Below are 25,553 nucleotides of genomic sequence, written 5' to 3' on the forward strand. Positions count from 1 at the left end.
TAACTGTGAGTAGCAACAAACGCAATTAGCATGAAAATTTATCCAACCGATTTAAGCGATAAGCAGTGGCATTTATAAAAAAGACGCTACAATTTAGTGATCGTAAACGAAAATATGATTTTATGGTCTATTTGAAGGCGATTCAAAGCTTTTCTAAAAATTTAATAGTTTCGCACGTATGTTAACCGTTGAAAAAATAGGCGGCACTTCTATGAGTGCCCTAAAAGAAGTGATCGATAATATTATTTTTCATGAACGTACAGGCGATGCCCTTTATAACCGCGTTTTTGTGGTGTCGGCATTTTCGGGCGTTACCAACCTGCTACTGGAAAACAAAAAGACAAAGGCACCGGGCGTGTACGGTAGAGTAGCCGCCCGGGCAGATTTTCAGGCGCCATTGGCGGCAATTGTTGAAAAACTTAAGGAGATAAACGCGGAATATGCCGGTTTAGGGCTTGATGTTACAAAGGCTGATGACTTTATTATGGGCCATGTGGCGAAAGCCCGTACCTATTTAGAAAGCGCAGCCATTATGCTTGCTTCAGGCTACGTGAACGAGGGGGTGCTGCAGGCCGCAAGGGAAATCCTCGCCTCTATAGGCGAAACACATTCTGCCTATGTATTAACAAACATCCTGGCAGGGAAAGGCATAAATGCCCGCCTGGTAGATCTGAGCGGCTTTGATGATGAACGTGCCCTCAAGATTGATGAACGTATTAAAGATGCTTTCTCGGGTATCGATCTAAAAACCTGTTTATGCATTGTTACCGGCTATACAAAGGGTATAGAAGGCATTATGCGCGAGTTTGACAGGGGGTATTCTGAAGTAACGTTCAGCAAGATAGCTGAGATACTTAAGCCACAGGAGGCCATTATTCATAAAGAATACCATTTGTCTACCGCTGATCCTGCTTTGGTTGGCATTGAAAATGTTAAACCTGTTGGCAATACCAATTATGATATAGCCGACCAGTTAGCTGATGTTGGTATGGAAGCTATCCACCCTAAAGCATCAAAACCGCTGGAAATAAATGGGATACACCTGAGAATTAAAAACACTTTCGAGCCGTCTCATCCCGGCACACTTATCACCCGCGATTATGTATCCGAACTAAAGCGTGTGGAGGTGATCACCGGCACGGCCCAACAGTTACTTATCGATATTTACGACCCATTGATGGTGGGGAATGTAGGCAGTGATCTGCAGATCATGCAGGTGTTTTTTAAGCATAGTGTTAGTTACACCTTTAAAGTAACCAGCGCCAACAGTATCTCTATAGTGATCTGGGAGCAAGACCTCGTACCTGGGTTGATAAACGATCTGCAAAGTTTATTCGAAAAAATACGTGTAGAGGAAGTAGCCATGGTTTGTCTGCTTGGCACCAATATGGATCAGCCGGGCCTTTTGGCTAAGAGCACCGCTGCACTTGCCAAACATGATATCAATATCATTAGCACCGGTATGGCTTTGCGAAAAGTGAATATTCAGTTCCTGGTGGCGCGCGAGCAGTTTAAACTTGCCATTATCGCTTTAAATCAGGCTTTGGGGTAACGTTTACTTGCCGGCTTCAACTTAATACCATTTCTTTTCCGGCCAGCAGCAGCTCCCGGGTAATATCACGTGTATAGGTTTTGATCTCCTCCTGGAATTCGCTTACCGAAGCACCGCCCCGGATCTCTTCCAGTCGTTTCTCCCATGCCCCGGTAAGTTCTGCCTGTGCTATGCGGTGTGTTTTCACAACTTCATAAACCGAAAGCCCGGTTGATGTGGGCACCAGGTTCTTCTTTTCGCGGGCAATGTAATTACGTTTCAGTAATGTTTCTATCATTGCCGCCCGTGTGGCTGGTGTGCCCAGTCCGCTGTCTTTCATTGCCTGCCGCAGTTCCTCGTCGTCAATCTCTTTGCCGGCTGTTTCAAGTGCTTTTAGCAGGCTTGCCTCATTATACAATGGCTTAGGTTTAGTTTGTTTTTCGAGGAGTGCCTTATCAACAATTGGAAGGATTTCGCCCTGCGTTACTTTAGGGAGCGTAGCGTTCTCCTCATCTTTCTTTTCCTCGTCCTTGTCATTAAACACCGCGCGCCATCCGGGCGTTTGGATCACCGTGCCGCTGGCCATGAATTTGGAGCCGGATAGCACCGTGATCTTCGTGATCTCTTTGATACAATCGCCATGGAAAGCTTCCAGCATCCGGCCCGAAACCATGTCATATATAGCTTGCTGGTCGGCAGATAGGTTTCGGGGAGTTTCACCGGTTGGCAGTATCGCGTGGTGATCGGTTACCTTTTTAGCGTTCACGCTGCGCTTGTTTAACTTTGTTTCGCCCAACAAGGTAGCCTGTTTACCAAACTCTGTGTGATGGTTAAATTTTGCGATGAGCGCAGGCACTTCCGCAAATACATCATCGCCTATGTAACGGCTGCCCGTGCGCGGGTAGGTCACCAGTTTACTTTCATATAAGTTCTGCAGCAGGCTAAGGGTTTGGTCAGCCGTAAAGCCTTTACGTTTATTGGCCTCCTGCTGCAGGCTGCTCAGATCGTGCAATAGGGGCGGAGGTTCTTTCCTTGGTTTAGCCTCCACGCTTTCTATCAAACCCGCAGCTTCTACTAAGTCTAGTACCGCCTGGGCTTCTTCCCTGGTCTTAAAATTCTTTTCCGAGATAGCTTTAAATAACTGTCCATCCTTATCCAGTTGCATAGCGACCTGGTAGTAGGTTTGCGGTATAAAGTTCTTGTTTTCGAGGTAGCGTGCGCAGATCATCGCCAGGGTAGGAGTTTGTACACGCCCAAGTGATAATACGCCCCGGGAGCGGGATGACAGACTTAAAGCCTGTGTGGCATTCATGCCCACCAGCCAATCGGACTGAGAACGGCAATGTGCCGAATTAAACAGCGTATCATAATCAGTACCCGGCTTTAGGTTCCGGAAGCCGTCTTTGATGGCTGCATCGGTTTGCGACGAGATCCAGAGCCGCTTAAATGGCTTTTTACATTTAAGGTAGTAATAAATATAGCGGAAGATCAGTTCGCCTTCGCGCCCGGCATCCGTTGCAACAATAATCTCCGTGGCTTCATCAAACAATGTTTTAATAATATCGAGTTGTTTACGCACGCCCGGGTCTTCTACAAGACCATTTTTTGTTTTGATCTTACGAATAGCCAGTTTGAATTTTTTGGGCAGCATAGGTAAATTCTGCACATTCCACCCGTAATAGCCATACTCCTGTGGGGCTGCTAATTGTAATAGATGCCCGAAAGCCCAGGTGAAGGTATAGCCCTTGCCTTCTATATAACCATCCTTTTTTGTGGTGGCCCCGAACACTTTAGCTATCTCTCTTCCAACGGACGGCTTCTCAGCAATGATGACTTTCATAGGCAATGACGGCGAAAGTAGAAAAATACGCCGCCTACTGCAACCTTTGTGGAGAAATGATGGTATCTTTGTGCATGGGCAGATCCACTGAAACATTTAGTAAAAAAGAACGCGAAAAGAAAAGATCGATAAAATTAAAGGACAAAAAAGAGAAAGCGGAAGATCGGAAAGCGAGTGCTGTTAAAGGTAAATCGCTTGATGATATGATGGCCTACATCGATGAGAATGGTAATATCACCTCAACGCCGCCAGATCCGACTAAGCGCCGAAAGATCGTTACCGAGGATATACAGATCAGCGTTCCAAAACAGGCAGAAATAACTGAACAGGATAAGTTGCGTACAGGAACTGTATCCATGTTCAACAGCGCCAAAGGCTTTGGCTTTATTCGCGACCATGTTACACAGGAAAGCATTTTTGTTCATGTGAACGGCTTAACTGAAGAGATAAGAGAGAATGATAAAGTAACATTCGAAACAGAGCAGGGGCAAAAAGGATTGAATGCGATTAAGGTAAAGATCGTGCCGAAATAATGATGAGGAACTTCCTCATCTGCCACGCTGGTAAACACCGTTAATTTTCTGACAATCATAGCGCAGGCTTTGGCGTCTAAATATAATGTTGCCAGTTCCTGGTAAAACAAGCATTGGTTTTTGGGCGAGAATAGGGCCCAAGTGTCTTTTTAGTACATAATTAGTTTGATAAATTACCTATGGAAATCTGGAGGACTTGCGCAGCTATGCTCTTTTTATCCTACGGAAGTTAGCTTCTACAAGCTTAGGAGAATTGCTGGGCTACTTTCGAAAGTAAGTAATCTAACTCAAAAGGTTTGGCAATAAAATCATCCGGCGCTCCTTGCAGTCGTAATGAATCTGAAAGGTCATGTGTTCCGGAAATTAAGATAACGGGTAGGGCAGATGTGAATTGGTTCTCCTTTATATTTTTGCATATCGCCCGGCCATCCATGCCTGCGAGCATCACATCCATTAAAACCAGGTTCGGCTCAAAATCTCTGATATCGTCAAAAATGGTTTGGCCATGCGCCAAAGCCATGGTTTCGTATCCGGTGTCTGACAGTATTAGCGATAAAATTTCGAGGATGTCCGGGTCATCGTCTACGATCAGTATTTTTTTGCTCATTATTTCATCCAGCTATAACATTCGTTTGTAATAAGTTCCTATACTGCGGGGATGGTAAACCTCACCGTAGTACCGGTACCTATATTGCTTTCCACATCAATCTGCCCGCCGTGCTGGCTTACAAAATCGCTAACCAAAAACAGGCCGAGACCGCTGCCTTGTTCGTTATTGGTACCCGATAATGACTTTTGACCGGGGTTTTTAAAAAGTCGCTCTTTAATATCTGCGTTCATGCCTATACCGGAATCTTCAACAAAGATGCAGGCCATCTGCTCGTTTTGCTTAGCATTTACAACTACAGAGCCGCCGTCCGGCGTGTATTTTATGGCATTGGTTACCAGGTTTTGAACGATGGACCGCAACATAAGGGCATCTGCCATTACTTCCATATCTTTAGGCGTATTGTTTTGCAGCGTGATCTTCTTTTGCTGTGCGTTGGGCCTCAGAAGTTCCAAAGACTCTTCAATGCCCTTTGCAAGCCGTATCCTTTCTGGGTAGAAACTGGTTTTCTGGCTTTGCTTTTTGGCCCATTCTATTATCTCATTAAGCTGATTAAGGAGTTTGTTGGAGGTGCGGAAAATGATCTGCGACAATTGCTTAACCTGTTGCTGATTAAGGTTCTCCTGGTTAGCGTTCAATTTTTCGGCAGATACCATTAAGGCCGTTAACGGGTTACGCAAATCGTGCGACATTACCGAAAGAAATTTATCTTTGGATAGATTGAGTGCCTGCAGGTCTCTATTCATACTTTCCAGAGCCACGGTGCGCTCCATTACCCGCTGCTCCAACTCGTGATTCAGTTGCACCAGATCATTATTTATCAGCTGTAGTTTTTCCTCCTGTCTCCTTAATAGCTGATTCTTTTTATAAAGTTCGGCAAATACAGCAACTTTCGACCGGAGTATTTCGGCATTAAAAGGTTTCCTGATAAAATCTACCGCGCCTGCCTTGTACCCTTTAAACATAGCGGCTTCCTCATAATCGTGCGCGGTAATAAAAATTATAGGTATTTGCTTTAGCTTATCCCGTTGGTAGATCAGTTCGGCAGTTTCGTAACCATCCATAATAGGCATTTTTACGTCCAGCAGTATCAGGGAGAAGTCGTCTTCATGCAATAATACCCGGAGCGCTTCGCGGCCCGAGTTTGCCCTGAAAAAGGTATAATTTACGTTCTCCAGGGCTACTTCCATCGATAACAGATTATTTTCGTTATCGTCAACCAATAATATTTTTACAGGCATCAGCTACATTTTTTATTTGATCAACCACACACGCATAAGGGATAAAAGTTGGTCGGTTTTAACGGGTTTTGTTATATAATCTGATGCGCCGGACGAAATGCATTTCTGCCTGTCGCCTATCATTGCTTTTGCAGTTACGGCAATAATTGGCAGGCTTTTGTTCCGTGGCTCCTTGCGTATCATCTGTATCGTTTCATACCCATCCATTTCCGGCATCATAATATCCATCAACACAATATCTATACTTTTGTCCTTACTCAGTATTTCAAGCGCTTCGCGTCCGCTTTCGGCCGTTATCACGTCAATCTTCGATCTTTCGAACACCGCGGTTAAAGCAAACAGGTTACGCACATCATCATCTACAACCAAAACTTTTTTCGAATCGAGCACATCGGTGGTTACCCGGATGTTGCTGATCATTTTTAGTTTGCTTTCGCTGATGTGTTTTTTATCAATATGCAGCAGCACCAATATCTCTTCGAGCAGGTAAACATGTGATAAAGGCGTTTTGGTAATTATCTTATGGTTTAACCTTTTAAGTTTAATTAACTCTTCCTGTGTGAAATCTCTTGCCGAATGTAGGATGATAGTAGTGCCCTGTTGTTTGATCAGGTCTATCTTGTTCAAGAAATCGATGCCGTTTGCGTCGGGTAATACAAAATCCAGTACAATACAGTCAAACAATTCTTTTTTTAGTATCGCGAGTCCCTTTTTAGCGGTGGTTGCGCCAAAAATTTCAATTTGGTCGTTAACCAAAAGTTCAGAAAGCCGCTGTAATTCGTTCTCATTATCTTCAATGATCAATACCCTTTTTTTGGTGTGCGCATTAAAGTTTACAATACCGGCAATTAATTCATGCAGCGAGGTGTTAGATAAAGGTTTCAAACTAAATGATTTGGCACCATGTTTCAGGGCCAGTAGCTTATTATCCTCGCCGGATATTACGTGTACCGGGATATGCCTTAAGTTTATATCGGTTTTTAATAGTTTAAGTATTTTCCAACCGTTAGATTCGGGCATATTCACGTCCAGCGTTATCGCAATAGGGTTGTATTTGATAATGCTGTCAAATATCTCAAGGTAGCTAATTGCCACTACAACCTTCATATCCAGGTCGTGTGCTTTATCTATTAATATCTTGGTGAAACGCAGGTCGTCCTCAATCACCAGCAGCACCTTATCTTCGGCCACAATATTATGGCGGTCGTCATCCATTATCAATTCGGCAGTATCTATAGTGCTGGCGCGCAAGTGTGCAACCGGTTGAATTTCTTTTATTCTCACCGGAACCGATTTCTCTTCGCGGTATTTTAACGGCAGGTATAGCGTAAATACGCTGCCTTTACCCAATTCACTCCCCACGGTAATAGTGCCTCCCAGTAATTCGGCAAAGCCCTTACTAATGGATAGCCCCAGTCCGGTTCCTCCATATTTACGGCTGGTAGAACCTTCGGCTTGTTGGAAAGCCTCGAATATAATCCCCTGTGTGTTTTTAGAGATACCGATACCAGAGTCTTCGATAGAAAATGCGATCACAGCGTCGGGCCCAATTAATGGGTTTTCCTGGCCGCGGCCAGGTCTGAAAACGTGCAATTTAACGCGGCCTTTTTCGGTAAATTTAAACGCGTTTGAAAGCAGGTTTTTTAATATCTGGTTAAGGCGCTGCATATCTGTCTCCATCAGTTCCGGAAGGCTGTCTTCCAGTTCTATCTCAAATTTCAGGTTCTTGGCCTCAGAGATTGGTTTAAACGTCGATTCGGCAAAGGCGGCTATCTCTTTAAAGCTCACCGGCATAACATCCGCCGCAATAACGCCCGATTCGATCTTCGAAAGGTCAAGAATATCATTAATGAGCTGGATAAGATCATCCCCGCAAGAGTGGATGGTTTTGGCAAACATTCGCTGTTTTTCGGTAAGGTTACCCTCGGGGTTTTCAAATAACTGTTGGGCAAGTATCAATAAACTATTAAGCGGAGTGCGCAACTCGTGCGACATGTTGGCCAAAAACTCGGATTTATACTTGGAGGTTAATGTTAACTGCTCTGCTTTTTCCTCCAGCGAACGACCTTTATCATGCAGCTCATCATTGGCGCGCCTCAACTCTTCCTGCTGGGCAGAAAGCTCGCCTGCTAACGATTGTGATTGCGATAACAGCTCTTCCGTACGGGTATTGGTTTCAATATTGTTTAACACGATACCGATACTTTCTGTCAATTGGTCCAAGAAGTCGATGTGCGTATCGCTGAAATTCTCAAACGAGGCCAGTTCAATAACGGCTTTTACATTGTTTTCAAATAATACCGGCAGGATAACGAGATCGATAGGGGCTGCGTTACCTATGCCCGAACTGATCTGCAGATATTCGTTAGGCACGTTGGCTAACCGGATGCGCTCTTTATCGGTGGCACACTGTCCAACCAGGCCTTCACTTAGCGAAAATTCCTGATCGATAAGTTTTCGGCTTTTTTGGGCATAACCTGCAAATAACCGCAGTTTTGGCTCATCTGCAGATTCCGGTTGCTCCAAAATATAGAACGCGCCGTAGCGTGCGTTTACCAGTTCGGCCAGCTCGGAAAGTACCTTATTTGCTACCGCGTTCCTGTCACGCTGCCCCTGCAGCATCTGAGCAAACTTGGCCAGGTTGGATTTTAGCCAATCCTGCTCGTGGTTACGCAGGGTTGTGCCTTTAAGGTTGGCAATCATTTGGTTAATAGTATCTTTTAGCGCTTCCAGCTCGCCTTTTGCTTCCACGCGGATGGTACGGGTAAGGTCACCCTTGGTTACTGCGGATGCTACCTCGGAGATAGAACGTACCTGTGTGGTTAAGTTTTGCGCCAGCTGGTTTACGTTCTCTGTCAAATCTTTCCAGGTGCCCGAGGCACCCGGTACACTGGCCTGCCCGCCCAGGCGCCCTTGCACACCCACCTCACGTGCCACAGTAGTTACTTCGTCGGCAAACACTGCCAGGGTGTCAATCATTTCGTTAATGGTATCAGTCAGCTGCGCTACCTCGCCCAACGCGTTGATGGATAGGCGCTGTTTTAAGTTCCCCTTGGCAATACCGGTGGCCACTTTCGCGATACCACGGATCTGCCCGGTTAAGTTAGATGCCATCTGGTTCACCGAATCCGTTAGATCCTTCCAGGTACCACCTACGCCTTTTACGTGTGCCTGCCCGCCCAGTTTACCCTCGGTACCTACCTCACGCGCTACACGCGTTACCTCAGATGCGAAAGAGTTTAGCTGATCCACCATCGTATTAATGGTGTTCTTTAAGTCCATTATCTCACCCTTTACGTCGATGATAACCGTTTTGGAAAGGTCACCACTGGCCACCGCTTTGGTTACCTCGGCAATGTTACGTACCTGCGAGGTTAAGTTGCTCGACATTTGGTTCACCGAATCCGTTAAATCCTTCCAGGTACCCGCAACACCCGGCACAAAGGCCTGGCCCCCAAGGTTACCATCGGTACCTACCTCTCGAGCTACACGCGTTACTTCGGACGCGAAACCACGCAGCTGATCCACCATGGTATTAATGGTTTCTTTAAGCTGCAGGATCTCGCCACGCACGTCAACCGTAATCTTTTTAGATAAATCGCCGTTTGCTATCGCGATGGATACATCAGCTATATTTCTCAACTGCGCAGTTAAGTTACCGGCCATTTTATTTACCGAATCTGTTAGATCCTTCCAGGTACCATCTACACCCGGCACGTTTGCCTGGCCGCCCAGCTGCCCTTCCGAACCCACTTCTCGCGCAACACGCGTTACTTCGGATGCGAAACCACGCAGCTGATCCACCATCGTGTTGATGGTGTCTTTCAACTCCAATAACTCACCTTTGGCATTCACCGTTATCTTTCGGGACAGATCGCCTTTGGCCACCGCTGTAGTTACCTCGGCAATGTTACGTACCTGCGAGGTTAAGTTGTCCGCCATTTTATTTACCGAATCGGTTAGATCCTTCCAGGTACCGCCTACACCCGGCACATTGGCCTGGCCTCCTAACTGCCCTTCGGAACCCACTTCGCGCGCTACACGCGTTACTTCCGAGCCGAAAGAGTTAAGCTGATCCACCATGGTATTGATGGTAATCTTCAGCTCCAGCATTTCGCCTTGTACGTCAACCGTGATCTTTTTGGAAAGGTCGCCTTTTGCTACCGCTGTTGTTACTTCTGCTATATTTCGAACCTGGCCGGTTAAGTTACCCGCCATTTGATTTACAGAATCTGTTAAATCCTTCCAGGTACCGCCTACGCCCGGCACGTTTGCCTGGCCGCCAAGCTGGCCTTCAGAACCTACCTCACGTGCCACACGGGTTACTTCTGATGAGAATGAGTTTAACTGATCCACCATCGTATTAATGGTGTTCTTTAATTCCAATAACTCGCCTTTGGCATCTACCGTTATCTTTCGCGATAAATCGCCTTTTGCCACGGCGGTGGTTACACCTGCTATATTACGTACCTGGTCGGTAAGGTTGCTGCCCATTTGGTTTACCGAATCGGTGAGGTCCTTCCATACACCGCCTACGCCTTTTACACGGGCCTGGCCGCCCAGTTTACCTTCGGTACCTACTTCGAGCGCCACACGCGTTACTTCGGATGCAAACGAGTTGAGCTGATCCACCATCGTATTAATGGTTTTCTTCAGTTCCAACATTTCGCCTTTTACGTCCACCGTAATTTTCTTGGAAAGGTCACCGTTTGCCACGGCAGTGGTTACACCCGCTATATTTCGCACTTGCGAGGTTAAGTTCCCCGCCATACGGTTTACCGAATCTGTTAGATCTTTCCATGTACCTGCAACACCAGGCACTTTAGCCTGGCCGCCCAGCTTACCCTCGGTACCCACCTCAAGCGCCACACGAGTTACTTCAGATGAGAAGGAGTTGAGCTGATCCACCATCGTATTAATGGTGTTCTTTAATTCCAATATTTCGCCCTTGGCTTCCACGGTAATCTTCCGCGAAAGGTCACCCTTGGCCACGGCTGTTGTTACTGCTGCCACGTTACGTACCTGGGCGGTAAGGTTACCTGCCATTTGGTTTACAGAATCTGTTAATTCTGCCCATACACCGGCAACGCCCTTAATTTTTGCTTGTTCGCCCAGTTTACCTTCCGAACCCACTTGTCTTGCTACCCGCGTTACCTCCATCGAGAAGAGCTGTAATTTGGAAAGCATCTGATTGGATTCTTTGGCGATGCGCAAAAACTCACCTTTTAACGGATGCCCTTTTATTTCTAAAGGGATGTGTTTGGAAAGGTCGCCATTGGCTACGGAATTGATCATCCCGGCTATCTCCAGCGTTGGTGAGGTAAGGTCCTCAATAAGGTTATTGAGAGAGGCTACGCCGCTTGCCCATTCGCCTTTGGCATCTGGTAATTCAATTCGTTTTGATAAATTTCCTTTTTTACCGATGGTTATTTCGGCAGAGGATATTTCGGCCACAAGCCGTTCATTCATTTCAATTATATCATTAAGTACTTCGCATATCCGTCCATTTATACCGGCCTGGGTAACCGGCATTCTAACGTTCAGTTTTCCGTTTTTGACAAGCGAAAGAACACTTAAAAGTTCTTTTACGTCGAGATGGTCTTCGGTACCATTAACAACAGAGGCTTTTTTTTGCTTGGGTTCGAGTAAAGCTGGTTCCATATATTTATTGCAATAGGTTGATAAGCAAGGAGGAAACCTTAACACGCTATAGCGCGAAAAGTGTAATAATTACCATATTTGGTAACCATTATAAATTAAGTTTTTAAAGGTATCGGCGAAATATGACAGTAGTAACACCACAAGTTAGTTGTTGTTTTAAAAAAATTAAATTTAAAAAAAAATAATTCAGGTCTAACCTGCTTGACATCTGTGTTCTCAATAGGGTTAATTCATGATTAAACGAAATTAGCCCGATAAAGAACATTAATAAAAAAGGTTGTAAAATCTAAATTTTAAATGTTATTTTGACAATAATTATAGAACGCTTCCAACTTTAATTAATCAATTTTGATATTGAATTAAAGTCGTCTTTTACGAAGCCAAGCCTGAAATTGTTTATTTATTAGTGAATGTTTTGCCGCATGTAATGAAATATATCGCTGATTTGCCCGTGAAGAAGAAGTTTTGCTTTTTGGCTTTCTTTCTGTTCGCTACCCTGCTGTGCTATGGCCAGGCGCCTGTTAAAAATAAGGTGCTTAAATACGCGCTTAAGGGATGGCCTCTCATTCGGCATAGTAAATAGCATTACCCAAGATGCCGATGGTTTTATGTGGTTTGCCACAAGCGATGGCTTAAACCGGTTTGATGGGTCCACATTTAAGGTTTTTAAAACAAGCGCCGGGAAGTCCAACGGTTTATCAAGCAATTTTGTCCAAAAGATATTTTCAGATCGTGCCGGCAACGTGTGGGTTTCATCCAGGGATGGCTTAAGTAAACTGGATGCGAAGAGCCGATGGTTTATATAGGTGCACGCGAAATTACCAGTGCGGAGGACAAAGGCATCTGGAGTCACAGGAACGCCCTGCCTATTTGGAACTGGCAGGCCGGCAGTAAAATAAAAATAGATTGCTACACCAATTGCCAGGAGGTTGAACTTTTCTTAAATGGTCGGTCGCTTGGTAAACAAGCGCGCAATGCAACGGCTGGTCACATGCCTTCATGGCAGGTTGATTATGAGCCGGGCGAATTGGTGGTGAAAGCTTTTAACAACGGCATTGAGGTTTGCCGCAACGTTATAAAAACAGCCGGAGAAGCCTCTCAGCTTAAGGCATTACCAGACAACGCCTTGTTTGCAGCCAAAACAAAAGGTCTAAGCCAGGTAGAAATAGCCATTAACGATAATAAAGGCAACCCCGTTTTTAAAGCTGATAATGAAATAACGGTATCTGTAACCGGCCCCGGCAAACTTATCGGGCTGGAAAGCGGGAGCACTACGAGCCACGAAGATTACAAAGGGGCGCAAAGCAAAGCGCTTAATGGCCGCTTGCTGGCTTATATTCAAACAAATGGTACAGCAGGTAAAATACAGGTGCTTGTGAGCTCGCCTGGTTTAAAGCCTGCGTCAATAATACTCATCGTAAAACAACCAAACTCAATTCAACTGTAAAATAACATCCTCCATCGTTTTTATGAAATTTATAAAACTCTCATTGCTTTCGGCTTTTCTTTCTATCTCACTTGTGGTACAGGCACAGCAGGGAAAGCACGCCTTTTCGCTAAGCGATACGTCTTTTGTGCTCGACGGTAAGCCGCTACAGATCGTCTCCGGCGAAATGCACTATACCCGCGTACCGCGCGAAGCATGGCGGCAAAGGATGCGCATGGCTAAAGCTATGGGCCTTAATACCATTGGTACCTACGTTTTTTGGAACGTGCATGAACCGCAAAAAGGCCAATACGATTTTATAGGCAATAATGATATAGCTGCGTTTGTGAAAACCGCGCAGGAGGAAGGCCTTTGGGTAATATTACGCCCAAGCCCTTATGTATGTGCCGAGTGGGAATTTGGCGGCTACCCATACTGGCTGGAAAAAGAGGAGGGACTTGTAGTGAGGAGTAAAGAACCTAAATACCTGGCGGCCTACAAAAGGTATCTCACAGAGGTCGGTAAGCAACTATCACCGCTACTGGTGAATCATGGCGGCAACATTTTGATGGTGCAGATTGAGAACGAATACGGTTCTTACGGCAACGATAAAGAATACCTGGAACTGAACCGTAAAATGTTTGTGGATGCAGGTTTTGATGGCCAACTGTACACCTGCGACCCGGTTGCGGCTATTAAAGACGGGCATTTGCCCGGCTTGCTTCCGGCAATAAACGGCATAGACGATGTGAAAAAGGTGAAACAGCTTATTGGTGATAACTACGGTGGCAAGGGCCCGTACTTTATTGCAGAATGGTACCCGGCCTGGTTCGATTGGTGGGGAACAAAACACCATACGGTGCCTGCTGAAAACTACCTCACTAAATTGGATGCCGTGCTGGGCGCGGGGGTTTCCATCAATATGTATATGTTTCACGGCGGTACCACCCGCGGCTTTATGAATGGTGCCAACTATAACGATATAGATCCGTACGAGCCGCAGATCAGTAGTTATGATTATGATGCGCCACTAAACGAGGCTGGTAACGCTACTGATAAATTCATGAAATTCAGATCGGTTATAGCTAAGCATCTGCCAGCAGGTCAAACCCTGCCCGATGTGCCTGCCGCGAAACCATCTATGAGCTTTCCGGCTGTTAAATTTACACGGTCTGCAAGCTTATTTAACATATTGCCTGCCGCTAAACTAAGCGAAAAGCCGCTAAGCTTTGAGGACTTGAACCAGGCTTATGGCTTTGTTTTATATCGGACTACACTAAACGCTGCTAAATCGGGATTACTCAAAATTAATGGCCTGCGCGATTATGGACTGGTGTATATCAACGGAAAACGTGTGGCTATACTCGACAGGAGATTAAAGCAGGATAGTGTGAATGTCAATCTGCCAAAAGGGAAAGTGGTGCTGGATATATTGGTAGAGAATCTCGGCCGTATTAATTTTGGCCCTTATCTGCTTAAAAATAAAAAGGGAATTACCGATTATGTACTACTGGCTGGCAAAGAAATAAAAAACTGGAAGATGTACGGCTTGCCGTTTAACGATATCACCAAAGTTGCTTTGAAGGCAGGTATCAACAAAGCAAACCAGCCCGTAGTAAAAAGCGGTTCGCTTAATTTAGCCAAAGTTGCAGATACCTACCTGGATATGAGTGGTTGGGGTAAAGGTATCGTATGGATAAATGGCCATAACTTGGGCCGTTACTGGTATATCGGTCCGCAGCAAACGCTTTATGTGATAGCCGAATGGTTGAAAAAGGGTATTAACGATGTGAAAGTGATGGAACTAATTAAACCGGAGCAAAACGAGCTCACAGGGATAGATCATGCGATTCTGGATAAACTAACAGATCAAAAATAAAGTAAGTAGATTTTGAATTAAGTCAAAAATATTATAACGACCGAAGAAAGGGGATTTTATCCCAGTGCCGACGCATTAAAAGTTGTCGGTTAGAAGATTGATTAGATATTTGTCGTTCCAACCTGCATTCTTTTGGCTTTAAGGCTGGCCTTGCTTGATTATCCGCTTTGAGGATATTGAGAGCCATTTTTCTAACAACGGCGAGGTTTAGGGCGGCCTTTCCATTGCGGGTAGTGTTTTGGTCTTCGTTAAAACCAACGTCTAACTGCCAGTGCAATTGTTTTCAATTCCCCAATGGGTTCTGATGGCCTGGTTAAAAAATTGATTTTTACTGATTAACTACACAATTATTCACTCCTCGGCACTCACTGACCATCCACTCAACATACTATTGCGTTAAAAAGACACAATAATGTTTTTTTATTCGATTTAATTGATTTAGATTTACTTACCAAGTAAATAAACACTAAATTATAATGAATAATAACAGGCGTAATTTCTTAAAAACGGCCGGCACGCTGGCCATTGGCGGCTTGGCTTTATCGGGTAAAGCGGCTTCCCTTTTAAACTTTAAAGGTAAACATGCTGTTGGCATACAGTTGTTTACGTTTTTTAACGTAATGGACGCCGATGTAAAAGGCACATTAAGCAAAGTTTCGGCTGCAGGATATAAGGAGATCGAGTCGGCCTTCAGCAAGAAGGGCGGTTACTACGGCCTGAAAGCCAAAGAGTTTAAAGCTATGGTGAATGGCGAAGGCCTGTCCTGGAAATCACACCACGTATTGGGCGCGCCTTTTAAATTGCCTCCGGGTGCAAAAATGCCGGAAGGGCCAGATGGCAAACCGATAGTAATACCACCAATGGCTAACCTGCGCGATAACATGCAGCAACTGGTTGATGAAGCTGCCGAGGGTGGTGTTAAATACCTGGTTTGCGCCAGTACACCTATCACCTCGTTAGACGAAATTAAACTCTCGATAGATACTTTAAACAAAACCTCAGAATTGGCAAAGAAAGCCGGTTTGCAGTTTTGCTATCATAACCACGATGCGGAGTTCCATACTGTAGAAGGTAAGGTTCCTTACGATCTGTTCCTCGCCGAAACCGACCCGAAACTGGTGAAGTTTGAACTGGACCTGGCCTGGGCCATCAAAGGCGGTAAAAACCCGGTAGAAATGTTTAAACAAAACCCGGGGCGTTTCCCGCTGTGGCATGTAAAGGACTTGGACGCTGCGCGCGTTGAGATCTTACCGGTAGGTAGCGGTACCATCGATTTTAAACCCATTTTTGCTGCGGCAAAATCATCAGGTATGGAGCACTTTTTTGTGGAGCACGATATGCCTAAAGACCCATTTGCCAGCATGGTGAGCAGCATTGGGTATATCAATAAAAATCTGATCGCCTAATCCTCGTTTTCGAGAAAAGTATTTACAAACTCATCATCGGCAATGCTGGTGATGAGTAAGTTCAGGATGTCTTTTTGAGGAGAATCATCGTCCACCTCATCGGCCAGGTCTTCCAACTGATCTAAATATGTTACAGCCTGCTGTTCGTTCTCGAACAGCAGGATAACATCTTCGTTTATTTCTTCATCGGTTCCGTTTGGTGGTTTCGGGATTTGATATTCATCAAACATCCCCAACGATATCAAGGCAGAGCCCCTCGGTATATTTATTTTTAGCATAATTTATATTTTTGCCTTCGGCGTTTCGGTAATGTACCCGCTAAAACGAATCATTTGCCTGTTATTGCTTTGTACCGATAGGCTTGCATAACCGTTTGATGAAACAGTCAGGATCATTTGCGCGGTGTTTTTGTTATCCTTCGGTTTTATATAAACCATATAACTGCCATTTGTTTTCTCTTCGAGGTTATAATCGAATTTTGTAGAGGTAAATTGTATGCCCGACTCTGATGGATTATTATACCCAGCGTTAAAATAAACCACGCCAAAGTAGGGTAGATACGATACCAAGGTATCCTGTCCAACCTTCACATCGTAATCGCTGGTGAGGTACTGTTGTGTGCCGCTCATGGGGTACATGTACTGCGCTTTAAACAGGTAGTTTTTAGATTGCATCAGTTGTTTTATTTCGGCTTCTTTCGCTGCTTTTTTGTCGGCTTTTTTGTTTTGTGCCAGCCCTGGCTGAATGGCGGAAACCGCTATGATTAGGGTGAAGATGATTTTTACTAAAGTTTTCATTGCTAATGTATTATGGTATAAATATAACGCTTGTTTGCTGTATAACAGTATAGTTATCAATAAGTTTAAACGCGATAGACGCGTGTACAGGGTTAGACCTTTTTGGCGGCTTTTGGTTTAAGCCAACCGGGCCGTAAACCTTTTTTGTTATTATCCTTTTCATGTTTTCCTATTGTTTGTATGTAGGATGCAAAACGAAGAAGGATTCCACAAACGGCAACAATAATTTTTAGGGGAATAAAATAGCCGCCCCTTTTGAGGGCGGCTATATGCTTTTCAGAAGCTCCCCTTCAGGGGGGTGGGGGGCTTGGGTTTATATCAAGCTCACACTTCTGTTCACAAACTCCGTTAACTCGGCACCGGTCAACAAACCTTGCGAAAGCAGGGCCAGGTCAAACGCCTGTTTGGCGAATTGAGCTTGTGTTTCAACATTCTCATCGGCCAGTATCCGACTGATGAGTTTGTGGTTACCGTTTACAATAACGTTATAGTTATCTGGCATACTGCCATAGAAACTCATACCGCCGCCCATGGCTGCCATATCTTTCATACGGCGCATAAACTCGTCCATGGTTACGGTTACCGGCAATTCATCCGGGCTCAGGCTTTCCAGTTTTACTTTGTAAGCAGGTTTGTTAATGGCCTTATCAAAGATCTCTTTTATCTGGGTCGATTGCTCTTCGGTTAATACCGATTCAGGGTTCTCATCCTTTTTGATCAACTTATCGGCAACATCAGCATCCACACGTTTTAATTGTGTTTTCTCTAACTTCTGCTCTAACTGACTAATGAAGTGGTTATCAATCGGCGAGTTCATCATCATTACATCGTAACCTTTTTTAGTGGCCGACTGGATGAACGCATCTTGCTTCTCCGGGTCGTTGGTATAAATGTATACCAGCTGACCGTCTTTATCGGTTTGGGTAGCTTCTACCTTGTCTTTGTACTCGGTAAGGGTGAAATTCTCTTTTTTGGTGTTGGTCACCAAAACAAAGTCTTTTGCCTTATCGTAGAATTTATCTTCGCTGATCATACCGTATTTCACAAACAGGCCAATGTCGCCCCATTTTTCTTCGAAACCTTTACGGTCGCTTTTAAACAGGTCGGCTAATTTATCGGCTACTTTTTTGGTGATGTAGGTATTGATCTTTTTAACATTGCTATCGGCCTGCAGGAAGCTACGCGATACGTTCAACGGGATGTCCGGTGAATCAATAACGCCATGCAACAACATCAAAAATTCCGGAACAATGTCTTTTACCTCGTCGGTAATGAACACCTGGCGGCTGAATAATTTGATCTTGTTTTTGGTGATCTCAAAATCATTTTTCAGTTTAGGGAAGTACAATACGCCGGTTAAGTTAAACGGATAATCTACATTCAAGTGGATCCAGAATAATGGGTCTTCGCTGTATGGGTAAAGTTCCTTGTAGAATTTAAGGTAATCTTCGTCCTTCAGTTCGGTAGGCGATTTTGTCCAGATGGGGGTGGTATCGTTGATGATGTTATCTGTTTCAACCGATGTGTATTTCGGTTTGCCTTCTTCATCCACGCCGTCTTCTTCTTCCTGTGTAGTTGTACCAAACTTGATAGGTACAGGTAAAAACTTAGCGTATTTGTCCAGGATCTCCTGTAGCTTTTGCTTGTTAAGGAATTCTTCGCTTTCGGCGTTGATGTGCAGGGTAATTTCGGTACCGCGCTCTTCCAGGCTGCCTTCGCTTATTTCAAACTCGGTGCTGCCGTCGCAAGTCCAGCGGGCAGGCTCTGCACCTTCCTGGTAGCTTAGGGTTTCAATATCCACACGGTCGGCCACCATAAATGCCGAGTAAAAACCAAGTCCGAAACGGCCTATGATCTCGTTTGCATCTTTAGCCTCTTTAAATTTCTCAACAAACTCTGTAGCACCCGAGAAAGCGATCTGGTTGATGTATTTTTTTATTTCTTCCGCCGTCATGCCCAAACCGTTATCAGATATGGTGATGGTCTTTTTGTCTGCATCAAAGGCAACTTCCACACGCAGGTCGCCCAACTCGCCGGTGTATTGCCCTAAAGATGCTAAACGTTTGATCTTTTGCGTAGCATCAACGGCGTTTGATACCAATTCGCGCAGAAATATCTCGTTATCAGAGTATAAAAACTTTTTAATGATAGGGAAAATGTTTTCGGTGTGTATCGAAATCGATCCTTTTTCTTGCATTGTTTTATGATTTTAGAATTATAGTATAGTTTACGGTAGGGAGTTAACAAGGGCCGTTCCAAAATGGGTAGGAGTGACGAATTGGCAGAGAGGGGCCAGATGTGCAGATGAGGAATAAATACTTTTATCGTGGTGGTGATTGATTATTTTTTCTAAATTTAAAAGGCCCATCACGAGTAAAATGAAAAGATTATTTAATCGCTTACCCCTCGCCGCATTGCTGTTATTCTCAACCTGTAGCAACCCGAAACAAAAACCAACCCACGCAATCGGCACTTCTTTTTTAGCTGATAGTAATTTTAGGTTTATCAACAAGGATTTAAATACGGATTGCATCCATCTTTATTCTCGGAAAAACAAGTCGGAGGAAATCCATAACTGGTATGCCGATTCGTTACACAAACAACCCTATACCGACTTGACGGAAGACCAAAGAGGAATTCTTTTGGGGTCATCGTTTCCGGCAAAAGGCTACGGCGCTGAGTTTGCGCGGAACGCCATACAAGCATGTTTTGTAGCGAAGCAGGAAAAGATAGGAACGTTGCAGCCGATAATTGTCTACTGGGAGCATAAGGGTGAAGGGTGGTTGGAAATGTTACTGCTGGATAAAAATGGTAAGCCAATTAATCATATTGTTATTTCGGGATGTTATGAGGACGATAAAGACTATCATATAACAACCTGCAACCGCTCCACCCTAAGTAAAAACCAGGTTATAACTTACCAGGTTACCAAAAAACCGATTGCTGATACGCTTAAAGAACCGATGGAGGTGGATTCTGTTATAACTAAATATACCATGTTACCATCCGGAAAAATGTACACGCAAGTGTGGGAGCGGAAAAGTGGTGTTCGGAAGAAGCTTGTTATTTCGCAATAAAGTAGCGTGTCATTTATAATTGTAGTATATTAATAACTTTCAAGCCAAGATGGTCTATTTCAAGAAAGTATACATAACTGATTTGTCAAAGGCCGAAGTGGAACTCCTTTTAAGAAAAGCTTCTGTAAGGCGCGATTCTTCGTTGGACCTGGCTTCGGCAACTACGGATATTGGTACCAACAAATTGTTCTTGGGCCGAATAGGTAAGTCGGCATTAACTTTTACCCGGTTGAGGACCTCGTTTGAAAAGTTTCTTCCTAAGCTTATTATTAGACTTCCACTCGATACTGCAGAATGTTATTACCAGCTCAGGTTTAGTTTATCGTCTACCTTTTTCTTCGTTTTTTATGCAATAGCTTTTTTGGGTACTGTAACAAGTTTTTTATTGGGTGACGTCCTAATAGATGGTTTGTTATCGATAGTATTTACAGGCTCAATATATGCGTTAGTCATACTTTTGGAGATAAACCTGACATCAAAGCGACTGAACAAAGCGCTTAGCCAATCGCTTTTAGTAAATCCTCTACAACCCTTTTAACTTCCTCCCGCGTCTCCCCATCCACAATCTCCCCATCCGCGCCCATTTTAGAGCGGATGAATTGTATCAGCAAAGTAGCTTCTGGTATTACGGTAGAATTGATCGCACCTAATATCAGCAGCATCGCCGCGTGGCAAGCATCGCCGCCTAAGGATGCGGTGATAAGGGAAACGGATTTGTCTACAAACGTGCCGCTGCTGACCATCCAGTCTAAAGCGTTTTTAAGCTGGCCGGGTACACCGTAGGCATATTCGGGCGTGCAGATGATGATGGCATCGGCGTTGGAGATAAGACCGCGAAGCTCTGCGACGGCTTGCGGCGGCGTGTCATTATCCAAACCCGGGTCGAAAGGTGGGATGGTAGCGAGGGCATCGTAAATGTGGTAATCGAATTTCGGTGGAAGTAAGGTGCCAACGTGTTTCAGAATATTATGATTGGTTGAGCCAACCCTTAAACTGCCAGAAATAGCAAAAATGGTTTTCTTATTCATCGATTATAATCATTTAAGGCACATCGCAAACGAGTAATCCTCACGGCGTAGCGATTTGCACGGTTGGTCACTTTGCCTGTGGGGTGCCGAAATAAATTCGGCATGACGTTGTTGTTGAAAGAACTCAAGTCGTGCTAATCAAAAGTTCCCCCTTCAGGGTGCGGAGGGGGCTAAAACTGCAATATAAATGTAGCGCCCTTACCATCGGTAGATTGTACCTGGATGTTGCCCTTGTGCAACAGCATGATCTGTTTACAAAGGCTCAACCCAATACCACTGCCGGTTTTTCGGGTACTAAAAAATGGGATAAAGATCTTATCCAGTAATTCCGGTGGCATGCCAAGGCCGTTATCCATAATTTTCACCAGCACTTTGCCATTGCCTTTTGCTTCGGCGCTGAGGGTAATGCGTGGCTCAGGCTTGTCTTTTACAGCCTCAATGGCGTTCACCAACAGGTTGATCATTACCTGGTCGATGAGGTTGATGTCTGCTTCAATAGCCAATGCGGGGTCGCGGAGGATGATCTCCAGTTCGATATGCTTTTTTTCCAGGGTTGGGCGCATCAGGCTGTTGAGGTTCTCGAACATGTTGCGCACCAATATCTTGGTCAGGTCCAGCTTGGTGATCTTGTTAAGGCTGCGGTAGCTTTCGGTAAATTTAAGCAGGCCTTCGCTGCGGCGTTTAATGGTATCTATCCCCAGTTCAATATCTTCCAGGTCGGAGTTAGCTATACCGCCGGTTATCTCCGGGCTTTGCAGGCGGTTTTTCAGGGTATCCGCCAGCGAAGAGATCGGCGCAACCGAGTTCATGATCTCGTGCGTCATTACGTTCAGCAGTTTCGACCAGGCCTTTGATTCGGTCTCGTCCAAAGCCTCGCTCACGTTCTGGAAGGCCACCAGCTTATACATCTTCTCATCGCTGCGCATAATACTGGCCGATACCAGCATTTTTACCTGTTGCTGATTACGGGTGATGCTGAGTACCTGCGCGTCGCCGGGCTTTAGTTTAATGATATCTGAATAGAGTTCCGGCTCGCGTTTTTCAAGCGAGTGAATGGTTTTTAGATAGGGGACACCAATAAGGGTTTTAAAGGCTTCGTTTATCCAGCCGGTTTCGCCGGTTTCCTGTTCGTAGGAGAGCAGGCCGGTATCTACCAGTTCCAATATCTTTTGCAGGTAATGGTACTGCGTTTCGCGTTCGCGACTGATAAGTTTAAAGGTGGTGTTGATCTCGTTGAATCCTTTACGGAGTGGTTTCAGCTCGTTTGGTGCGCGGCGAACATCAAAGTGGCGACTAAAATCGCGGTAGTGGATAGATTCTACAAACTGGTTCACCTCGTCCTGCGCCTTGCGCTGAAAACGGATGAGGTCGAGTACAGAAAATACCACCATAGGTATGGTAAGCACCCCATAAATGTAATTGGCCCTGCCCGATACCACCAGTACAGAGGTAGCCGTAATGGCAATAAAAAGGAATATGACCCGCAGCAGTAGCCGCCATTCGTAACGGTTAAATGTCATACTTGCTCAATCTGCGGTAAAGGGCGGTGCGGGTTAAACCGAGTTCTTTTGCGGCGCGGGTAATATTGCCGCTGTGTTTTTCTATAACGCGGAGAATGGCGTTCTTCTCCATCGCGCTCAGCGGGATGTTGCTGTCGTCCTCGGAAAGGGTTTCACCGGGTGTTTCAAGTATTGAAAAGATCAGGTCATCCGGGCGTAGAATATGGTCGTCTGCCATAATTACCGCACGCTCAATGGTATATTGCAACTCGCGTACGTTGCCGGGGAAGTTGTACGATTTTAATTTTGTTAAAGCCGCGCTGTCAAAATCAACGCTCGGTTTTAGGTATTTGCTGGCATAAAGCTTGGCAAAGTGGCGGGCCAGTATCACAATATCTTCGTTACGGCGGCGCAATGGCGGCATATTTATCTCTACAGTGTTGATACGGTATATCAAATCTTTCCGGAATTTATTCTCATTGGCCAGTTCGCTTAGCGGCACGTTTGTAGCGCAAATGAGGCGGATATTAATATCAATGGCTTTGTTGGTGCCTAATCGTGTTACCTGCCTGTTTTGCAGTATGGTAAGCAATTTGGCCTGTTGCTGCAGGCTGATGTTGCCAATTTCATCCAGGAACAAAGTACCGCCTTCAGCTTCTTCAAAGCGGCCCATGCGGTCTTCACGCGCATCGGTATAAGCGCCTTTTTTGTGGCCGAAGAGTTCGCTCTCGAACAAGCTATCGGTTAACGCGCCAACATCCACTTTGATAAACGGCTTATCTGCACGCAGCGAACGTTCGTGGATAGCTTTTGCCATCAGGTCTTTACCCGTACCGTTTTCGCCCAGTATCAAAATATTGGCATCGGTAGGGGCAATCTTATTCACTTTATGGAAGATATCCTCCATCACTTCCGAATCGCCCAGTATGGATGTCCCCGCATTGCTTTTGCCCGATGGCTTGCTGGTTTTGCTGGTGCCTTCCTTTTTATCAAGCAGGTCTTTAATGGTCTCTATCAGTTTCTCGTTATGCCAAGGCTTCACCACAAAATCGTTGGCGCCTTCTTTCAGCGAGCGCACCGCAAGGTCTATATCCCCATACGCGGTGATCATGATCACGCAAACGTTTGGTTTCCACTCTTTAATTTTACGCAGCCAGTAAATACCTTCGTTGCCGGTATTAATGGCGCTGTTAAAGTTCATATCCAGCAGCACCAGGTCAACCTGGTTGCGTTGTAGCAGCCAGTTCAGGTTCTCGGGGTTCTTTTCGGTGATAATTTCCTGTGTTTCTGTTTTAAGTAATAACTTAACAGCCGTTAGTACATCGGGGTCGTCGTCAACAATTAAAACGGTCGCTTTTTTAAGTATCATATTAGTTCATTGGTTCAATAGTTCATTTGTTCATTGGTGCATAGCTTATTATCTATATCATCCCAAAGTTTTATCACCCATGCAATTTAGTATTTGCTTGTTAAATATCATACCATTTATAGTATAATAGCTATAGTCTTGATAATCAACCATGAACCATTATCCATCAACTATGAACCCAAAAAAGCCATTGTATCAATACCGAACACATGCTGTAACAATAGCGTACGGTGTAATTTAGCTAAATGGGTTTAATTGGCTGAAATACAGTAATTTAATTTGTGGCATGTGTTTTTGTATCTATCAACAAAATAATAAGATTTATACAGTGGACAGAGTAATACAAAAAAAGACATGGGGTACCAAAAGGCTTGTAACTATAGCCGGTATAACAGCAGCAGTTTTATTTGGCGGTTGGATGATCATCAGCACCGCTTCCAGCAAAAGCAAGTTAAACGTAGATACCGAACGCATAACTGTTAGCGAAATAAAAAAAGGTCCGTTCCAGGAGTTCATCCCTGTTAATGGCGTAGTGATGCCGCTTACTACCATTTATTTGGATGCAGTTGAAGGTGGCCGTGTTGAAGAGAAATATGTGGAAGATGGCGCAAACCTTAAAAAAGGCGACCCGATCATCAAGTTAGCCAACACCGACCTTGAACTAAATCTGGCCAACCAGGAAACAGCCGTATACGCGGCGCAAACGCAGATGCAGATCTCGCATAACAGCGCACAGCAAAACACCATCACCAAACTAAACCAAATGGCCGATGTAGATAATGCTTATAAAGAAGCTGAACGCGTTTACCTGTTGGATAAGAGATTACTAGACCAGAAAGCGATAGGCTTGCAGGAATATAAAGCTGCCGAAAATGCTTATGCTTACCAGGTGAGGCGCAAAAAATTGACTACGCAGATCTTAAAGCAAGATACTTCGTTAACCAAACAGGAAGCAGACCAGGCCCGTGAGCAATACGCCCACATGAAGAGCACACTCGAGCTGATGCGTAAAAAAGTGGCCGACCTAACTGTACGTGCACCTATAGACGGTCAGTTAACATCGATGGATGCTGAAGTAGGGCAAAACAAAAACAAAGGCGAACACTTGGGCCAGATAGATGCGCAAAACGGCTTTAAAGTAAGGGTAGACGTAGAAGAGCACTATTTAAGCCGCATTTACACCGGCTTAATGGGCGATTTTAGTTTTGCTAACAAAACCTATAAATTGGTAATAAAAAAGGTATTTACACAGGTTACCAGCGGCCGTTTCCAGGTAGATATGCAGTTTGTAGGCGAAGTGCCTAAGGGCATCCGCAAAGGACAAACCCTGCAAATACGCCTTTCTTTAAGCGACGAGACAACCGCTTTATTAGTGCCTAAAGGTGGCTTTTTCCAGCAAACCGGCGGTAACTGGATCTTTAAAGTATCAGACGATGGCAAAACAGCTTACAAGGTTGATATTCAAATTGGTCGCCAAAACCCTGATTATTATGAAGTATTGCAAGGCTTAAAACCTGGCGACAAAGTAGTAACATCGAGCTACGAGAACTATACCGATATACAGGAACTGGTGCTGAAGAAACCCTGACGGGCAGCAGCCATAAACGAGAAAGCAAATAATTAATTAAAAATATACAAATCACAATTAAATCAAAAATA

Annotated in this window: 20 protein-coding genes; 8 read left to right on the forward strand and 12 right to left on the reverse strand. The window is 44.7% G+C overall.

What is annotated here, in order from left to right; genetic code table 11:
• Positions 1–178 precede the first annotated feature (178 nt).
• Entirely contained in the window at positions 179–1,552 is a 1,374-nt protein-coding gene (locus EPL05_RS15195; RefSeq protein ID WP_128534832.1) for an aspartate kinase, read from the forward strand.
• A 16-nt stretch (positions 1,553–1,568) separates the two neighbouring features.
• On the opposite strand, the gene EPL05_RS15200 is transcribed toward EPL05_RS15195, so the two are convergent.
• Positions 1,569–3,371, reverse strand: coding sequence for a DNA topoisomerase 3 (locus tag EPL05_RS15200; RefSeq protein WP_128534833.1), 1,803 nt, complete (start codon positions 3,369–3,371; stop codon positions 1,569–1,571).
• 5 nt (positions 3,372–3,376) lie between these two features.
• Between EPL05_RS15200 and EPL05_RS15205 the strand changes: the two genes are divergently transcribed.
• Positions 3,377–3,904 carry a cold-shock protein gene (locus EPL05_RS15205; protein ID WP_243837303.1) on the forward strand — a complete coding sequence of 176 codons (528 nt, stop codon included), beginning with the start codon at positions 3,377–3,379 and terminating at the stop codon, positions 3,902–3,904.
• A 244-nt stretch (positions 3,905–4,148) separates the two neighbouring features.
• Here the strand turns inward: EPL05_RS15205 and EPL05_RS15210 are convergent, their stop codons facing one another.
• The 4 genes from EPL05_RS15210 to EPL05_RS24030 all read right to left on the reverse strand — a co-directional run bounded on the left by EPL05_RS15210 (position 4,149) and on the right by EPL05_RS24030 (position 12,068).
• Positions 4,149–4,511, reverse strand: a complete 363-nt coding sequence (locus EPL05_RS15210; RefSeq protein ID WP_128534834.1) for a response regulator — start codon at positions 4,509–4,511, stop codon at positions 4,149–4,151.
• A gap of 38 nt (positions 4,512–4,549) precedes the next feature.
• Positions 4,550–5,752 carry a hybrid sensor histidine kinase/response regulator gene (locus EPL05_RS15215; RefSeq protein WP_128534835.1) on the reverse strand — a complete coding sequence of 401 codons (1,203 nt, stop codon included), beginning with the start codon at positions 5,750–5,752 and terminating at the stop codon, positions 4,550–4,552.
• 12 nt (positions 5,753–5,764) lie between these two features.
• Positions 5,765–11,413 carry a HAMP domain-containing protein gene (locus tag EPL05_RS15220; RefSeq protein WP_128534836.1) on the reverse strand — a complete coding sequence of 1,883 codons (5,649 nt, stop codon included), beginning with the start codon at positions 11,411–11,413 and terminating at the stop codon, positions 5,765–5,767.
• Between the two features lie 403 nt (positions 11,414–11,816).
• Entirely contained in the window at positions 11,817–12,068 is a 252-nt protein-coding gene (locus tag EPL05_RS24030) for a hypothetical protein (protein WP_166727716.1), read from the reverse strand.
• Here EPL05_RS24030 and EPL05_RS24670 point away from each other — a divergent pair.
• From EPL05_RS24670 to EPL05_RS15240, 4 genes are all read left to right on the forward strand, one after another.
• Entirely contained in the window at positions 11,998–12,219 is a 222-nt protein-coding gene (locus EPL05_RS24670; protein ID WP_394342736.1) for a two-component regulator propeller domain-containing protein, read from the forward strand. The genes EPL05_RS24030 and EPL05_RS24670 overlap by 71 nt on opposite strands.
• Positions 12,207–12,860, forward strand: coding sequence for a DUF4982 domain-containing protein (locus tag EPL05_RS15230; RefSeq protein WP_128534838.1), 654 nt, complete (start codon positions 12,207–12,209; stop codon positions 12,858–12,860). The genes EPL05_RS24670 and EPL05_RS15230 overlap by 13 nt, the downstream gene beginning before the upstream one ends.
• A gap of 22 nt (positions 12,861–12,882) precedes the next feature.
• Positions 12,883–14,718 (forward strand): glycoside hydrolase family 35 protein, encoded by a 1,836-nt coding sequence (locus tag EPL05_RS15235; RefSeq protein ID WP_128534839.1) that lies wholly within the window; start codon positions 12,883–12,885, stop codon positions 14,716–14,718.
• A 476-nt stretch (positions 14,719–15,194) separates the two neighbouring features.
• On the forward strand, positions 15,195–16,124 hold the full coding sequence (locus EPL05_RS15240) for a sugar phosphate isomerase/epimerase family protein (RefSeq protein WP_128534840.1): 930 nt from the start codon (positions 15,195–15,197) through the stop codon (positions 16,122–16,124).
• Here the strand turns inward: EPL05_RS15240 and EPL05_RS15245 are convergent.
• The 4 genes from EPL05_RS15245 to htpG all read right to left on the reverse strand — a co-directional run bounded on the left by EPL05_RS15245 (position 16,121) and on the right by htpG (position 19,118).
• The gene (locus EPL05_RS15245) at positions 16,121–16,402 is read right to left on the reverse strand and encodes a hypothetical protein (RefSeq protein ID WP_128534841.1); all 282 of its coding nucleotides are present in this window, start codon (positions 16,400–16,402) and stop codon (positions 16,121–16,123) included. The two genes, EPL05_RS15240 and EPL05_RS15245, sit on opposite strands and share 4 nt — an antisense overlap.
• 3 nt (positions 16,403–16,405) lie before the next feature.
• Positions 16,406–16,921, reverse strand: a complete 516-nt coding sequence (locus tag EPL05_RS15250) for a DUF4251 domain-containing protein (RefSeq protein WP_128534842.1) — start codon at positions 16,919–16,921, stop codon at positions 16,406–16,408.
• Positions 16,922–16,931: 10 nt separating this feature from the next.
• Positions 16,932–17,084 (reverse strand): hypothetical protein, encoded by a 153-nt coding sequence (locus EPL05_RS24035; RefSeq protein WP_166727726.1) that lies wholly within the window; start codon positions 17,082–17,084, stop codon positions 16,932–16,934.
• A gap of 150 nt (positions 17,085–17,234) precedes the next feature.
• Positions 17,235–19,118, reverse strand: a complete 1,884-nt coding sequence (gene htpG / locus EPL05_RS15255) for a molecular chaperone HtpG (RefSeq protein WP_128534843.1) — start codon at positions 19,116–19,118, stop codon at positions 17,235–17,237.
• A gap of 181 nt (positions 19,119–19,299) precedes the next feature.
• Between htpG and EPL05_RS15260 the strand changes: the two genes are divergently transcribed.
• Positions 19,300–19,998 (forward strand): hypothetical protein, encoded by a 699-nt coding sequence (locus EPL05_RS15260; protein WP_128534844.1) that lies wholly within the window; start codon positions 19,300–19,302, stop codon positions 19,996–19,998.
• A gap of 497 nt (positions 19,999–20,495) precedes the next feature.
• Here EPL05_RS15260 and EPL05_RS15265 read toward each other — a convergent pair whose 3' ends face one another.
• The 3 genes from EPL05_RS15265 to EPL05_RS15275 all read right to left on the reverse strand — a co-directional run bounded on the left by EPL05_RS15265 (position 20,496) and on the right by EPL05_RS15275 (position 23,894).
• On the reverse strand, positions 20,496–21,026 hold the full coding sequence (locus tag EPL05_RS15265; RefSeq protein ID WP_128534845.1) for an NADPH-dependent FMN reductase: 531 nt from the start codon (positions 21,024–21,026) through the stop codon (positions 20,496–20,498).
• A 170-nt stretch (positions 21,027–21,196) separates the two neighbouring features.
• The gene (locus EPL05_RS15270; RefSeq protein ID WP_128534846.1) at positions 21,197–22,546 is read right to left on the reverse strand and encodes a sensor histidine kinase; all 1,350 of its coding nucleotides are present in this window, start codon (positions 22,544–22,546) and stop codon (positions 21,197–21,199) included.
• A complete protein-coding gene (locus EPL05_RS15275) occupies positions 22,536–23,894 on the reverse strand; it encodes a sigma-54-dependent transcriptional regulator (protein ID WP_128534847.1) in 1,359 nt (452 codons plus the stop codon). The genes EPL05_RS15270 and EPL05_RS15275 overlap by 11 nt, the downstream gene beginning before the upstream one ends.
• Positions 23,895–24,222: 328 nt before the next feature.
• On the opposite strand from EPL05_RS15275, the gene EPL05_RS15280 reads away from it, so the two are divergent.
• Positions 24,223–25,482, forward strand: coding sequence for an efflux RND transporter periplasmic adaptor subunit (locus EPL05_RS15280; protein WP_128534848.1), 1,260 nt, complete (start codon positions 24,223–24,225; stop codon positions 25,480–25,482).
• Positions 25,483–25,553: the final 71 nt, after the last annotated feature.

The organism is Mucilaginibacter gilvus (assembly GCF_004054195.1).
In the GTDB taxonomy this organism is placed as follows: Bacteria; Bacteroidota; Bacteroidia; order Sphingobacteriales; family Sphingobacteriaceae; genus Mucilaginibacter; species Mucilaginibacter gilvus.

Coding starts and splice junctions, on each gene's coding strand:
- EPL05_RS15210 (WP_128534834.1), bottom strand. CDS start 4,511: ATGAGCAAAAAAATACTGATCGTAGACGATGACCCGGACATCCTCGAA.
- EPL05_RS24035 (WP_166727726.1), bottom strand. CDS start 17,084: ATGAAAAGGATAATAACAAAAAAGGTTTACGGCCCGGTTGGCTTAAAC.
- EPL05_RS15220 (WP_128534836.1), bottom strand. CDS start 11,413: ATGGAACCAGCTTTACTCGAACCCAAGCAAAAAAAAGCCTCTGTTGTT.
- EPL05_RS15265 (WP_128534845.1), bottom strand. CDS start 21,026: ATGAATAAGAAAACCATTTTTGCTATTTCTGGCAGTTTAAGGGTTGGC.
- EPL05_RS15240 (WP_128534840.1), top strand. CDS start 15,195: ATGAATAATAACAGGCGTAATTTCTTAAAAACGGCCGGCACGCTGGCC.
- EPL05_RS15205 (WP_243837303.1), top strand. CDS start 3,377: ATGACGGCGAAAGTAGAAAAATACGCCGCCTACTGCAACCTTTGTGGA.
- EPL05_RS15275 (WP_128534847.1), bottom strand. CDS start 23,894: ATGATACTTAAAAAAGCGACCGTTTTAATTGTTGACGACGACCCCGAT.
- EPL05_RS15270 (WP_128534846.1), bottom strand. CDS start 22,546: ATGACATTTAACCGTTACGAATGGCGGCTACTGCTGCGGGTCATATTC.
- EPL05_RS15195 (WP_128534832.1), top strand. CDS start 179: ATGTTAACCGTTGAAAAAATAGGCGGCACTTCTATGAGTGCCCTAAAA.
- EPL05_RS15235 (WP_128534839.1), top strand. CDS start 12,883: ATGAAATTTATAAAACTCTCATTGCTTTCGGCTTTTCTTTCTATCTCA.
- htpG (WP_128534843.1), bottom strand. CDS start 19,118: ATGCAAGAAAAAGGATCGATTTCGATACACACCGAAAACATTTTCCCT.
- EPL05_RS15245 (WP_128534841.1), bottom strand. CDS start 16,402: ATGCTAAAAATAAATATACCGAGGGGCTCTGCCTTGATATCGTTGGGG.
- EPL05_RS15260 (WP_128534844.1), top strand. CDS start 19,300: ATGAAAAGATTATTTAATCGCTTACCCCTCGCCGCATTGCTGTTATTC.
- EPL05_RS15215 (WP_128534835.1), bottom strand. CDS start 5,752: ATGCCTGTAAAAATATTATTGGTTGACGATAACGAAAATAATCTGTTA.
- EPL05_RS15250 (WP_128534842.1), bottom strand. CDS start 16,921: ATGAAAACTTTAGTAAAAATCATCTTCACCCTAATCATAGCGGTTTCC.
- EPL05_RS15230 (WP_128534838.1), top strand. CDS start 12,207: ATGGTTTATATAGGTGCACGCGAAATTACCAGTGCGGAGGACAAAGGC.
- EPL05_RS15200 (WP_128534833.1), bottom strand. CDS start 3,371: ATGAAAGTCATCATTGCTGAGAAGCCGTCCGTTGGAAGAGAGATAGCT.